Source organism: Phenylobacterium sp., assembly GCF_035475775.1.
Taxonomy (GTDB): domain Bacteria; phylum Pseudomonadota; class Alphaproteobacteria; order Caulobacterales; family Caulobacteraceae; genus Phenylobacterium.
Window position 1 is genome coordinate 43,561 of the sequence record NZ_DATIMC010000002.1, and the last position, 13,125, is coordinate 56,685.

Genomic DNA, 13,125 nt, shown 5'->3' on the forward strand with positions numbered 1-13,125 from the left:
GATCCGCCTCGCGGGCTCCGCGGCCGAGATCGCACCAAATCACGGCGGAAGCCAGGCGCCAATTCCCCCGCGCCGGCCGCGCGCCTGCCAATTGCGCAGCCGACGCATCCCGGACCCGGCGCCCACCGTTTTCGCCTTGCGCTGGCGCGCGTCCGGCCCAGATTCGGGCGTCGGTCCTGGAGGTCACCCGTGGCGTTCCCGTTCGACGGCTACGAAGTGGCGGCCCATCTGCGGCCGTCGGAGGACGCCTACCCGTTCGATCTCGACCGCGCGCTGTCGGCGGTCGTGGCGCTGGAGGCGCGCGCGCCGCGGGACGCCTTCACCGCCGCCAGCCTGGGCGTCGAGCGGATCGGCAACGGGATCGTCATCGGCCCGAACGGCCTGGTGGTGACCATGGGCTATCTGATCATGGAGGCCGACGAGGTGGTGCTCACGCTCGGGCGCGGCCGGCGCGTCGCCGCCCACGTGCTGGGCTCCGACCCGGTCACGGGCTTCGGCCTCGTGCAGGCGCTGGAGCCGCTGGGCGCGCCCACCCTGCGGCTCGGCGACTCCGCGGCGCTGCGCACCGAAAGCCCGGTGATCGTCGCCGGCGCCGGAGGCCGCACCCACGCCGCGGCCGGCGAGGTTGTCACCCGCATGCGCTTCGCCGGCTACTGGGAGTACCTGCTGGGGGACGCCATCATCACCCAGCCGGGCCACCCGCACTGGAGCGGCGCGGCCTTGATCTCGCCGGCCGGCGACCTGGTGGGCGTGGGCTCGCTGAGCCTCGAGGGGCAGACCCGCTCCGGCGCGGTCAAGCCGATCAACATGTTCGTGCCCGCCGACCTGCTGCCGCCGATCCTCGACGACCTGGCGCGCGGCCGCCCGGCCCATCCGCCCAGGCCGTGGCTCGGCGTGCTGGCCCAGGACCTCGAACCGCACGTGGTGGTGGCCGGCGTCAACCCGCGCGGGCCGGCCGCCCGCGCCGAGCTGCGCCGCGGCGACGTCATCCTGGCGGTGGCCGGCGAGCCGGTCGACGGGCTCGCCGATTTCTACGAGAAGCTCTGGGCCCAGGGGCCGCCCGGCGCGACCATCGCCTTGCGCCTGCAGCGCGACGGCGACGTGTTCGACGTCGAGATCCGCTCCGTCGACCGCACCGACCTTCTGAAGAAGCCCCGGATGAACTGAGACGCCCGGTCAGCCCGGCTTGCGGGCGAGCATGAGCTGGCCTTCAGCGTCTCCCGGAATAGCGCGCCCGGCTGGGGCGCCAAGGCCGCCCTGAGCCCGGCCTGGGGCGGCCGGTCGCGGGAGGTAGGCCTCGGCGGTTCCGGCGAAGGCGTCGGCGCGCAGGTTGCGGGGGGTCTTCATCGCCGCCCAGTCTAGGCCGCTCGCGCGGGGCTCGCCGTGGGCCATGTTTCCGCCCTGACGTCAATTCCGGGTTGGCCGCGCCCGCCCGGCGCCTCAGAATAGAGGCCGCACAGAGGAAATGATGAGATGAGTGATTCGCCCCACCGGGGGCGGAGTGCGGCGCTGTCTGACCTCCCGACCGTGGATGTCTCGGCCATGCCATCCGTGCTGGCCCGGATCGCCGCCCTGACCTTGAGGTACCGCGCCCGGGTGGCGTTGACGGTGGCGACCTCGCTGGTGGCCACCGTGGCGAGCATGACGCTGCCGCGGCTCTACGGCCACGCGATCGACGCTGCGCTGCGGCTTTCCGCCCACGGCCAAGCCGGGGTCGCGCGCCATGCTCTGCTGCTGACGGCCGCCATGGTCATCGCGGCGACGCTGACCCGCGGCGTGCTGACCGCCGCGGCCGGCTACCAGTCGGAATTCCTCTCCCAGCGCGTCGCCTACGACCTGCGGCTGAAGTTCTTCCAGCAGTTGCAGCGGCTCTCCTTCGGCTTCCACGACCGGGTGCACTCGGGCGACCTGATCACCCGCGGCATGCTCGACCTCGAGGGCACGCGCGCCTTCGTCCAGACCAGCCTGCAGCAGGCGCTCTCGCTGGTCCTGCTGATCAGCTTCTCCTCTTACATGATGGTCTCCTCAGACCGGCTGATGGCGGTGCTGGGCCTGGCGTTCGTGCCCATCGCGGGCTTCGCGCTGGCCCGCATGGGCTTCCTGCTCAGGGTCACCTGGCTGCGCGTGCAGCAGCTGATGTCGATCCTGACGCTGACCATGGAGGAGAACCTCCAGGGGATCCGCGTGGTGCGCGCCTTCGCCGGCAAGCGCTTCGAGATGGAGAAATTCGATCGGGCGGCCGGTGATGCGCTCGCCTACGCCTTCCGGCGCATCACCCTGCGCTACAAGGGCGTCTCGGCCATGCAGGTGAGCTTCTACGGCTCCATGGCCCTGCTCCTGTGGATCGGCGGCGGCAAGGTGGCGTCGGGGGCGATGACCCCCGGGCGGCTCACCGAGTTCCTGGGCTACATGACGCTGCTGCAGGCGCCCATCCGGCAGGTCGCGATGATCTTCAATTCGATGGCCCGGGCCACCTCCTCCGGCGGACGGGTGTTCGAGGTGCTCGATCTGGAGCCGGAGATCGCCGATGCGCCGGACGCCCAGCCGCTCAGCCCGACCGAAGGGACGCTGCGCTTCGAGCACGTCGAGTTCCGCTACGCGCCGGGCGCCAAGCCGATCCTGTCGGACCTCAGCTTCGAGGTCCGCGCCGGCAAGACCCTGGGCATCGTCGGGCCGCCGGGCTCCGGCAAGTCGACGCTCGCCAACCTGATCCCTCGCTTTTACGACGTCACAGGCGGGAAGATCACCATCGACGGCGTCGACATCCGCGCGGTGACGCTCGCCTCGCTCAGGCAATACGTCGGCCTCGTCCAGCAGGAGGCCTTCCTGTTCGACGCCTCGGTCGGCCACAACGTGGCCTATGCCGATCCCTGGGCGGAGGATGCGCGCATCCTGGGCGCGGCCAAGACCGCCCAGATCCACGAGCATGTCGCCGCCCTTCCCGGCGGGTACGAGACCCGGGTCGGCGAGCGCGGCGTGGCCCTGTCCGGCGGTCAGCGGCAGCGGATGAGCATCGCCCGCGGCGTGGTGCCCGAGCCCGGGATCATGATCTTCGACGATTCCACCGCCGCCATCGACGCGGTCACCGAGCGCAAGGTGCGCGACGGGCTCGCCCACGCCACCAAGATGAAGGCGACGATCATCATCGCCCACCGGCTGTCCTCGCTGATGCACGCCGACGAGATCCTGGTGCTCGACGAGGGCCGCATCGTCGAGCGGGGCGCCCACGCCGAGCTGGTGGCCCAGGGCGGCGTCTACGCCGACCTCTACGAGCTGCAGACCCGCCCCGACGCCCGCGCCACGCTGGAGGGCGAGGCCGAGGAAGCGCCGCGGGTGCGCGAGGCCCGCGCATGACCGACGCGGTCTTCCAGCCCGACACCGCCGCACCGCGGGCGCCGCGCGCCTCGCTGGGCTCCCCCGAAGGCGACGATGTCTTCGGCGTCTTCGACCCCCGCATCGCGCGCCGCTTCTTCAGCTACCTGAAGCCGCACAAGCGCGCCTTCCTGATCACCCAGGTCGCGGTGCTGCTCTCGGCCGGCTCGCAGGTGACGCTGCCCTACCTGATCGGCCAGGTGGTGGCCTCGGCGACGCGGCACGACGCGGTCCGGCTGCACGCCACGCTGTTGTGGTTCGTCGCCGGCGCCGCCGCCTTCATCGTCTGCTTCTTCTGCGGCGAGTGGCTGTCCTCGCGGCTGGCGCAGCGGGTGATCTTCGACATCCGCCGGGCGATGTTCGCCCACTTCCAGGACATCTCGCTGTCGTTCATGGACAAGACCCACGTCGGCCGGATCATGGCCCGCCTGCAGGGCGACGTGAACTCGCTGCAGGAGTTCCTGGAGAGCTCCACGGGCGCGGTCGGCGACTTCGCGACCCTGATCGGCATCTCGGTGATGCTGGTGGTCATGGACGTGCGGCTGGGCCTGCTCACCCTGCTCGTGCTGCCGGCCCTGATCGGCATCCGCGCGCTGTGGCTGCCCCATTCCAAGAAGACCTTCCGCGCCGCCCGCGACGCCTCGTCGACCGCCAACTCGGCGCTGGCGGAGAACATCAACGGCGTGCGCACCGTCCAGGAGACCCGCCGCGAGCAGCTCAACTTCGAGCTCTACCGCGAGAAGGCGTTCGACAACTTCAAGGCCCAGACGGGGGCCTCGTGGATGAGCCAGATCATGGTCCCCACCGTCGACGTGCTGACCGGCGTCGCCATGTCGCTGGTCATCGTGGTGGGCGGCGAGGCGGTGCTCGACAAGCGCCTCGAGGTCGGCGTGATGGTCGCCTTCCTGTTCTATGTGCAACGCTTCTTCGACCCCGTCCGCATGCTCTCCATGCAGTACACCATCATGCAGCGGGCGATGGCCGCCGGGCACCGGATCTTCGAGGTGCTCGACGTGCCCGTGACCATCAGGGACAAGCCCGGCGCGACACCGCTCGAGACCTTCGAGCCGACCGTGGAATTCCGCGACGTGACCTTCGGATACGAGCCGGGCCGGCCGATCCTGCACGACGTCTCCTTCAAGGTGCGCCCGCGCGAGGTGGTCGCCCTGGTGGGGCCGACCGGCTCCGGCAAGACCTCGATCATCTCGCTCACCCACCGCTTCTACGAGGTCGACAAGGGCCAGGTGCTGGTGGGCGGCCAGGACGTGCGCGACGTCACCCTCGACAGCCTGGGGCGCAACATCGGCATGGTGCTGCAGGAGCCCTTCCTGTTCACCGGCACGATCGAGGAGAACATCCGCTACAACACCCGCGCTTCGCGCGAGGAGATCGTCGAGGCGGCCAAGGCGGTCTCGGCGCACGAGTTCATCATGCGGCTGCCGGAGGGCTACGACGCCCAGCTCGGCCAGCGCGGCCGCAACATCTCGGTCGGCCAGCGCCAGCTGATCTCCTTCGCCCGCGCCCTGGTCGCCGATCCGCAGATCCTGATCCTCGACGAGGCGACCGCCAACATCGACTCCTTCACCGAACAGGCGATCCAGAAGGCGCTGAAGGTGCTGTTCGCCGGGCGCACCTGCATGGTGATCGCCCACCGGCTCGCGACGATCCGCGACGCCGACCGGATCATCGTCCTGCAGCAGGGCCGGATCATCGAGCAGGGCGGGCACGGCCAGCTGATGCGCCGGAAGGGCCTCTATCACCGCCTCTACACCTCGGCGCACGCCAGTTTCGACGACCAGGTGGTCGCCGCCACCGGCGACGCCGAGTTCGCGACCCGGACCTGAGGCGCGCGGACCTGGCGTCCTGGGCTCAGGGCGCGAACGGGTCGGTGCGGCGCCGATACCAGCCGCTGGATTCCAGGTGTAGCGGCCGCGGCACCGCGTCATGTGTCAGCCGCGCGCCGGTTGTTGCGACCGAGCCCTCCCTTCATGGCGGGCGCGCCCACGAGCTTCCGCCGGCGCTGCCTCGCGAGGCGGCCGCTCAAGGCTTCCGGAACACGCGGATCTCGCCAATGCCGCCCAGGGCGATCGGCGGGCGCTCGGCGACCAGGCCGGCGGCCGCCGCGGCCGGGACGGGATCGGTCAGGTAATAGGTGAGGCGCTCGCTCGCCCGCCGCGCCACCGAGCCCTTGGCGTCGTGCTCGACATAGTCGATCACCTGGTCCAGCCGGCCCAGGTCGTCCCGGAAGCGCCGTTCGCGCACGTAGAGCCTGAGGCGTCCGCCGGAGCCGATCGGCTGGTCGAGCACTATGGCGGCGGGATCGGCCGGACCCCCTCCGCGCATCGCCTCCAGCAGCGGCAGGTGGAAGGCTGCGCGTCCGCCCGCCGGCAGATGTCGCGCGGCGGTGGCGAAGGCGTTGCGCCAGGCTGCGCCGGCGGGCAGGTGCGCCAGGCCGAAGTAGGGGCAGATCACCAGATCGAAGGTCCGCTTGAGGTCGAGCGCCGTCATGTCGCCCAGCCGCAGCTCGATGCGCCCCGCGACCTCACCCGGGAGCGCCGCGACCCGCGCCTTGGCCTGCGCCAGCATGGCGCGCGCGGTGTCGATCCCGGTCACCGCAAAGCCCCGCCCGGCCAGCGCGGCGGCCACGCGCCCCGAACCCGTCCCGAGCTCCAGCACCCGCGCGCCCGGCGCCGCCAGTCCGGCGTAGATCTCGATGTCGCCCGCGAGCCGCGCGTCGGCCGCGGTCACCACGTCGTAGAAGGCCGCGCTCAGCGAGCCCGGCGCATAGTAGGGCTTGGTCGCCATGGCTGCCGAAGCTGGGCCGGCCGTTGCGCTGGATCAAGACCGGGGCCAAATATGCTCCCGACCAAGCCGGGCTTGGACAAAGGGGGACACCTCACCGTGAGCAGACTTCGCCCGCGCCTCGCGCGTTTCGCCCTCGTCCTCGTGGCGCCGCTCGTGCTCGCCGCCTGCGGCTACAATGTGATCCCGACCCAGCAGGTGAAGGCCCAGCAGGCCTGGGCCGAGGTGCAGAACCAGTACCAGCGCCGCGCCGACCTGATCCCCAACCTGGTCAACACCGTGAAGGGCTACGCCGCCCAGGAGAAGAGCGTCCTCGTCGAGGTGACCGAGGCGCGCGCCTCGGCGACCCAGGTGAAGGTCGACGCCTCCACGCTCACCGATCCGGCCAAGTTCCAGCAGTACCAGGCCGCCCAGGACCGGCTGAGCGGCGTGCTCGGCCGGCTCATGATGATCTCCGAGCGCTATCCGGACCTGAAGTCGAACCAGAACTTCCTGGCGCTGCAGAGCCAGCTCGAAGGCACCGAGAACCGCATCGCCATCGCCCGGCGCGACTACAACCAGGCGGTCGCCGACTACAACACCAGCCTGCGCACCTTCCCGCAGATGATCTGGGCGAACCTGCAGCACGCCAAGCCCATGCAGCTGTTCTCCGCCACCTCCCAGGCGCAGTCGGCGCCGACGGTCTCGTTCGACACCACGCCGCCGCCCCCGCCCTCCGGCACGGCCCCGGCCCAGCCGGGCGCGCCGCCGCCGTCCTCGGCCGCCCTGCCGCCCGGCCAGGCCACGAAGTGATCGCCGCCATTCGGCGGATCCGCCTTCTCCCCCTGCGGGAGAAGGTGCCGGGCGGAGCCCGACGGATGAGGGGTCGCCCGACCCTTCCGCCTCTGTTCGCAGCTGAGATGACGTTCAACCCCTCATCCGACCGCCTGCGGCGGCCACCTTCTCCCGCCGGGGGAGAAGGCTGGATTGCGGCTCTCGTGATGCTGTTCGTGGCGCTGCTGTTCGCTGCGCCCGCCCTGGCCGCGCCCATCTTCCCGCCGCTCACCGGCCGGGTGGTGGACGACGCCCACCTGCTCACGCCGCAGACCGCTCAGAAGCTCGACGGCGAGCTCGCCCAGCTGGAGACCCAGACCGGCCACCAGCTCGTGGTCGCCACCATCCCCGACCTGCAGGGCTATTCGATCGAGGACTACGGCTATCAGCTCGGCCGCACCTGGCAGCTCGGCCGCAAGGGGATCAACGACGGCGCCATCCTGCTGGTCGCGCCCAACGAGCGGAAGGTGCGCATCGAGGTGGGCTACGGGCTGGAGCCGGTGCTCACCGACGCGCTCTCCGAGGTCATCCTGCAGCGCAAGGTCCTGCCCCAGTTCAAGGCCGGCCAGATGGAGCAGGGCGTCGTCGACGGGACCGAGGCGCTGATCCAGCAGCTCTCGCTGCCGGACGACCAGGCCAAGGCCAATGTCGCCCAGGCCGCCCAGCAGCCGATCGCCCGAACCGCCCGCAGCCACGGCGGCACGCCCCTGCCGCTGGTCGCCATCTTCCTGATCTTCTGGGTCTTGGCGGCGCTGTTCCGGCGGCGCAGCGGCTTCGGCGGGGGCGGACTCTGGTGGCTGCTGCCGCTGGCGCTCTCCAGCGGCGGGCGCGGCGGAGCCTGGGGCGGCGGCGGCGGCTTCGGCGGCGGCGGATTCTCCGGCGGCGGCGGCTCGTTCGGCGGCGGCGGCGCATCGGGGAGCTGGTGAGATGGCGCAGAACAGCCCTTTGAGCCCTGCCGATCTCGCCGCCATCGAGGCGGCCGTGCGCCAGGCGGAGACGCGCACCACCGGCGAGATCTACTGCGTCGTGGGCGAGGAGAGCTCGCACTACATCGAGACCCCGCTCGCCTGGGCGGCGGGCGTGGCGCTGCTGGCCCCGGCGATCCTGCTGCTGGGCGGCGTGCACGTGAGCGCGCCCGAGCTGTTCGGCGGCTGGACCGCGGCCCAGGTGGGCGAGGCGGCCCAGGCGGCCGTCCGCCGCGCGCTGCTGGGCGACATCCTGCTGCAGGCGGCGCTCTTCGCCGTCGTCGGCGTCCTCGTGGCGCTGAGGCCGCTGCGGCTGGCGCTCACGCCGCGCGCGGTCAAGCGGCACACGGTCCGCCGCCGCGCCGCCGAGCTGTTCGTGAGCAAGAACCTGCACGCCACCCGCGAGCGCACCGGCGTCTTGATCTTCGTCTCGCTGGGCGAGCGGATGGCCGAGCTGATGGCCGACGAGGGGATCGCCGCGCACGTGGAGCCGCATGTCTGGGACCGCGCTGTCGCCGCGCTCACCGAGGGCCTGAAGCGGGGCGAGCCCGGCGCGGGCTTCGCCGCGGCGGTCGGGCTCTGCGGCGAGGTGCTCGCCGAGCGCTTCCCCGCCGATCCGGGCGACAATCCGAACCAGCTTCCCGACGCGGTGGTGGTCCTGCCCCGCCACTGAACGTCCGCCCTGGCTGTGGGCGGACAATTTTCGCGTTTTGCGCGAGTCAGCGCCGATTTGCTGTTGTCCTTCAAGCTCTGCCGCACCACATTGGCGGGCTGGATCGTTTGGGGATGATGTGGACGAGCACGACAAGATCGGCCGCTCCGAGGTCATGCCCTTCGCCCAGGTCGCGGAGGCGCTGGGCCTCGGCATGGCCTTCCAGATCCAGGCCGGGCCCGGCGGGGAGGGCCGCCGCTTCACCTATCTGTCGGCCAACTGCGAAGCCCTGACCGGCGTGCCGGCCGAGGCGGCGCTCGCCGATCCGGCGCGGCTCTACGACCAGATCCTGCCCGAACACCGCGAGGCCTTCGCCCGCGCCGAGTCCGAGGCGCTGGCCGGCGACGGCCGCTTCGAGATCGAGGTCCGCATGCGCCGCGCCGACGGCGAGGTCCGCTGGCGCCGCATCGCATCCCTCGGCCGGCGGCTGCCCGACGGCGGCTCGACGTGGGACGGGCTGATGAGCGACGTCACCGAGCACAGGCTCGCGGCCCAGGAGCTCGCCGAGCAGCGCCGGCGCCTGGAGGTGGCGGTCGAATCGACCGGCCTGGGGTTCTGGGAGTGGGACATCCGCACGGGCCAGCTCACCTGGTCGGATCGCAACCGGGCGATCTTCGGCCTGCCGCCCGAGGCCCCGGTCAGCATCGAGACCTACATGGCCATGGTCCATCCGGACGATGTGGACCGCATCCGCCAGGCCTTCGCCGCGGCCCGCGACCGCCCGGGCGGCGGCGATTTCGGGGTCGAATACCGGGCCGTGGCGCCCAACGGCCAGATGCGCTGGATCCTGACCCGCGGCCGCGTGGTCGCCGATGAGGCCGGCGCCGCCATGGTGGTCGGCACCACGCTCGACACCACCAGCCGCCGCGAGGCGGAGGAGCGCCGCAGCCTGGTCATGGGCGAGCTCGCCCACCGCGCCAAGAACGGCATCCAGGTGATGACCGCCATCATCAGCGAGACCGCCCGCAGCGCCGAGGGCGTCAAGGACTTCGAGGAGGTGCTGGTCGCGCGCCTGCAGGCCATGGCCCAGTCGCAGGACCTGGTCACCGCCGCCGGCGGCCGGCCCGTGGCGCTCTACGAGCTGGCGGTCCAGGCGCTGGGGCCCTTCGGCCTCACGCGCTTCGACATCGAGCCCACCATCGCCGGCCTGACGGTCAACGGCGACGTGGCCGCGGGGCTCGCCCTGCTGCTGCATGAGATGGCCACCAATGCGGTGAAGTACGGCGCCCTCTCGCGCCCGGAGGGCCGCATCGCGCTGGCCTCGGGCGATGCCGGACCGGGCATGGCCGCGCTGCAGTGGCGCGAGCGCGGCGGCCCGCGCGTCGAGCCCTCCAACCGGCGGGGCTTCGGCTCGCGCCTGCTGCAGGCGGCGTTGCGCAACCAGGGCGGCAAGGTCGAGTCCGCCTTCGACCCCGACGGCTTCTCGGCGCGCATGGAATTCAGGGTCTCCGGCTGATTTCGCCAGGCGCCGTTCTTTGCCGCGCCCTCCCGACTGCGCTACGATGGGCGGGCTTCGTGGGAGGAGCGCCATGGCCTACAAGCTCAACGTCAACGGCAAGGTCCTGACGGCCGATGTTGAACCCGACACGCCGCTGCTCTGGACGCTGCGCGACACGCTCGGCATCACCGGGCCGAAGTTCGGCTGCGGCGTCGGCCAGTGCGGCGCCTGCACGGTGCACCTCGAGGGCCAGCCCGTCCGCTCCTGCTCGACGCCGGTCTCCACGGTCGGCGAGAAGAGGATCACCACCATCGAAGGCCTCGGCGCCGATCCGCTCGGCAAGAAGCTGCAGGCCGCCTGGGCGGAGTTCGACGTCGCCCAGTGCGGCTACTGCCAGCCGGGCCAGATCATGTCGGCGAGCGCGCTCCTCAAGGCCAAGCCCAGGCCGAGCGACGCCGACATCGACGCGGCGATGAGCGGCAACATCTGCCGCTGCGCCACCTACAACCGCATCCGCGCCGCCATCAAGCGCGCCTCCGGACAGCCGGTGGAGGTCTGAGCCATGACCCTTGAACTCACCGGGACGTCCCGCCGCGGCTTCATCCAGGCCTCCGCCTCCGCCGCCGGCCTGCTGCTCGCCTTCCAGATCGCCCCCAAGGCCGGGGCCGCCGAGGCCGGGGTCAAGCCGCTCAACGCCTACGTCCGCGTGGCGCCCGACGGCATGGTCACCATCATGGCCAAGAACCCGGAGATCGGGCAGGGCGTGAAGACCTCGCTGCCGATGCTCATCGCCGAAGAGCTGGACGTGCCCTGGGAGAACGTCCGCATCGAGCAGGCCGACAGCGATCCCAAGCTCTACGGCCGCCAGTTCGCCGGCGGCTCGATGGCCACGCCGCTGCACTGGGAGGAGCTGCGCCGCGTGGGCGCAGTGGCCCGCGCCATGCTGATCGAGGCCGCGGCGCTGGCCTGGAACTGCCCGGCGGGCGAGTGCTCCACCGACCGCGGCATGGTCATCCACGCCTCGACCAAGCGGCGCGCCAGCTACGGCTCGCTGGCGGGCCAGTGCGCCGGGGTCGCGGTTCCCGACGCCAGGTCCGTCGCGGTCAAGGACCCCAAGGACTACAGGATCATCGGCAAGGCCACGCCGCAGTACGACACCGCCAGGATCGTCACCGGCCAGCCCTTGTTCGGCATCGACGTGCGCCGTCCGGGAATGCTCTACGCGACCTATGAAAAGGCGCCGGTGTTCGGCGCCAAGGTGGCGAGCGCCGATGTCGCCGCCGCCAAGGCGGTCAAGGGCGTCAAGGACGCCTTCGTGGTCGAGGGCGGGGAGAACCTCTCAGGCCTGCTGCCCGGCGTTGCGGTGGTCGGCGACAGCTGGTGGGCCGCGCGCAAGGGCCGCGACAAGCTCGCCGTCAAGTGGGCCGCCCATCCCACCTCGGCGCAGAGCTCGGCGGGCTTCGCCAAGCGGGCGGGCGAGCTCTCCGCCGGCGCGCCGCAGAAGGTGATCCGCAAGGACGGCGACGCCGACCAGGCGCTGAAGGGCGCCGCCAAGACAGTGAAGGCGGCCTACGCCTATCCGTTCCTGGCGCACGTCGCCATGGAGCCGATGAACTGCACGGCCGAGTTCGGCAAGGACGGCAAGCTGGAGATCTGGGCGCCCACCCAGAACCCGGAATCCGGCCGCCAGCTGGTCGCCCAGACCCTCGGCCTCAAGCCCGACGACATCACCATCCACATGACCCGCTGCGGCGGCGGCTTCGGGCGCCGGCTCTCCAACGACTACATGGTCGAGGCCGCCTGGATCGCGCGCGCCGCCAAGGCGCCGGTGAAGCTCGTCTGGACGCGCGAGGACGACATCAAGCACGATTTCTACCGCCCGGCCGGGTTCCACTTCCTGGAGGCGGGCCTCGACGCGCAGGGGAACGTCGTCGCCTGGAAGAACCACTTCGTGACCTTCGGCGAGGCGCCGGACAAGCCGGCCTCCTCCGCCGGCATGGGGCCGAACGAGTTCCCGGGCCGGTTCGTGAAGGACTGCCAGGTCGGCGTCTCGACGATGCCGCTGGGCGTGCCGACCGGTCCGCTGCGGGCGCCCGGCTCCAACGCCCTCGCCTTCGTGCACCAGTCGATGATCGACGAGCTGGCGCATGCGGCGGGGCAGGACCCGGTCGCCTTCCAGCTGAAGCTGCTGGGCGACCAGAAGCTGGTGGGCGAGGGCCCGTCCGCCTTCAACGCCGAGCGCATGCGCGGCGTCCTCAAGGCCGTCGCGGAGATGAGCGGCTGGGGCAAGACCAAGCTTCCCGCCCGCACCGGCATGGGCGTCGCCTGCTACTTCAGCCACCTGGGCTACTTCGCCGAGGTGGTGCGGGCGCGCGTGGACGCCGCCGGCAAGGTCAAGCCGGAGAAGGTCTGGGTGGCGGTCGACGTCGGCCACCAGATCGTCAACCCCTCAGGCGCCATGAACCAGGTGCAGGGCGCGGCCATCGACGGCCTGTCGCACGCCCTCTTCCAGAAGGTCACGATCGAGAACGGGGCGGTCGCGCAGAACAACTTCTACGACTACCCGGTCCTGCGCATGGCCGACGCCCCGCCGGTCGAGGTGAAGTTCCTGAAGACCGCCTATCCGCCCACCGGCCTGGGCGAGCCCGCCCTGCCGCCGGCGCTGCCGGCGCTCTGCAACGCCATCTTCGCCGCCACCGGCGTCCGCATCCGCGAGCTGCCGGTCGACGCCAGGCTGCTCAGGACCTGATCGCTCCGCTCGTCCGCGCGTAGGCGGGGCCCCAAGCTGAGTTGTCAGTCCGGGAGCGCAGGTGATCCATCCGCGGCATGGATTCCCGCCTTCGCGGGAAGGAGCGGAAGAGAAGTCACGGCCCCTCCCCGCGCCGGAACCGGCGCGTGCGGCCGCCCAGCGCCTGCGGCCGGTTCAGCGCCTTGCGGAACTCGTCGCGCCGTTCATGGATCGAGGCGATCACCCGGCCCATGGGCACGCCGATCTCCACCAGCACCGCCTCGGAGAGCTGCAG

11 protein-coding genes are annotated in these 13,125 nt (G+C 71.6%); 9 read left to right on the forward strand and 2 right to left on the reverse strand.

Annotated elements, in window-relative coordinates:
• Positions 1 to 189 precede the first annotated feature (189 nt).
• From VLI41_RS00350 to VLI41_RS00360, 3 genes are all read left to right on the forward strand, one after another.
• A complete protein-coding gene (locus VLI41_RS00350) occupies positions 190 to 1,167 on the forward strand; it encodes a S1C family serine protease (protein ID WP_325266060.1) in 978 nt (325 codons plus the stop codon).
• 375 nt (positions 1,168 to 1,542) lie between these two features.
• Entirely contained in the window at positions 1,543 to 3,354 is a 1,812-nt protein-coding gene (locus tag VLI41_RS00355; RefSeq protein WP_325266061.1) for an ABC transporter ATP-binding protein, read from the forward strand.
• Entirely contained in the window at positions 3,351 to 5,216 is a 1,866-nt protein-coding gene (locus VLI41_RS00360; RefSeq protein ID WP_325266062.1) for an ABC transporter ATP-binding protein, read from the forward strand. Before VLI41_RS00355 ends, VLI41_RS00360 begins: the two co-directional genes overlap by 4 nt.
• A 196-nt stretch (positions 5,217 to 5,412) precedes the next feature.
• Here VLI41_RS00360 and VLI41_RS00365 read toward each other — a convergent pair whose 3' ends face one another.
• Positions 5,413 to 6,177, reverse strand: a complete 765-nt coding sequence (locus VLI41_RS00365) for a class I SAM-dependent methyltransferase (protein WP_325266063.1) — start codon at positions 6,175 to 6,177, stop codon at positions 5,413 to 5,415.
• A 51-nt stretch (positions 6,178 to 6,228) separates the two neighbouring features.
• On the opposite strand from VLI41_RS00365, the gene VLI41_RS00370 reads away from it, so the two are divergent.
• The 6 genes from VLI41_RS00370 to VLI41_RS00395 all read left to right on the forward strand — a co-directional run bounded on the left by VLI41_RS00370 (position 6,229) and on the right by VLI41_RS00395 (position 12,851).
• Complete coding sequence (locus VLI41_RS00370) at positions 6,229 to 6,966, forward strand: LemA family protein (protein WP_414692510.1); 738 nt, start codon at positions 6,229 to 6,231, stop codon at positions 6,964 to 6,966.
• 188 nt (positions 6,967 to 7,154) lie between these two features.
• Positions 7,155 to 7,913: a TPM domain-containing protein gene (locus VLI41_RS00375; RefSeq protein WP_325266070.1), complete on the forward strand. Its 759-nt coding sequence runs from the start codon at positions 7,155 to 7,157 to the stop codon at positions 7,911 to 7,913.
• Between the two features lies 1 nt (position 7,914).
• Positions 7,915 to 8,625, forward strand: coding sequence for a TPM domain-containing protein (locus VLI41_RS00380; protein WP_325266065.1), 711 nt, complete (start codon positions 7,915 to 7,917; stop codon positions 8,623 to 8,625).
• Between the two features lie 118 nt (positions 8,626 to 8,743).
• Complete coding sequence (locus VLI41_RS00385; protein ID WP_325266066.1) at positions 8,744 to 10,120, forward strand: sensor histidine kinase; 1,377 nt, start codon at positions 8,744 to 8,746, stop codon at positions 10,118 to 10,120.
• A 73-nt stretch (positions 10,121 to 10,193) separates the two neighbouring features.
• The gene (locus VLI41_RS00390) at positions 10,194 to 10,661 is read left to right on the forward strand and encodes a (2Fe-2S)-binding protein (RefSeq protein ID WP_325266067.1); all 468 of its coding nucleotides are present in this window, start codon (positions 10,194 to 10,196) and stop codon (positions 10,659 to 10,661) included.
• Positions 10,662 to 10,664: 3 nt separating this feature from the next.
• Positions 10,665 to 12,851: a xanthine dehydrogenase family protein molybdopterin-binding subunit gene (locus VLI41_RS00395; RefSeq protein WP_325266068.1), complete on the forward strand. Its 2,187-nt coding sequence runs from the start codon at positions 10,665 to 10,667 to the stop codon at positions 12,849 to 12,851.
• A 115-nt stretch (positions 12,852 to 12,966) separates the two neighbouring features.
• Here VLI41_RS00395 and VLI41_RS00400 read toward each other — a convergent pair.
• On the reverse strand, positions 12,967 to 13,125 hold a 159-nt coding region (locus tag VLI41_RS00400), incomplete at its 5' end, for a hypothetical protein (protein WP_325266071.1).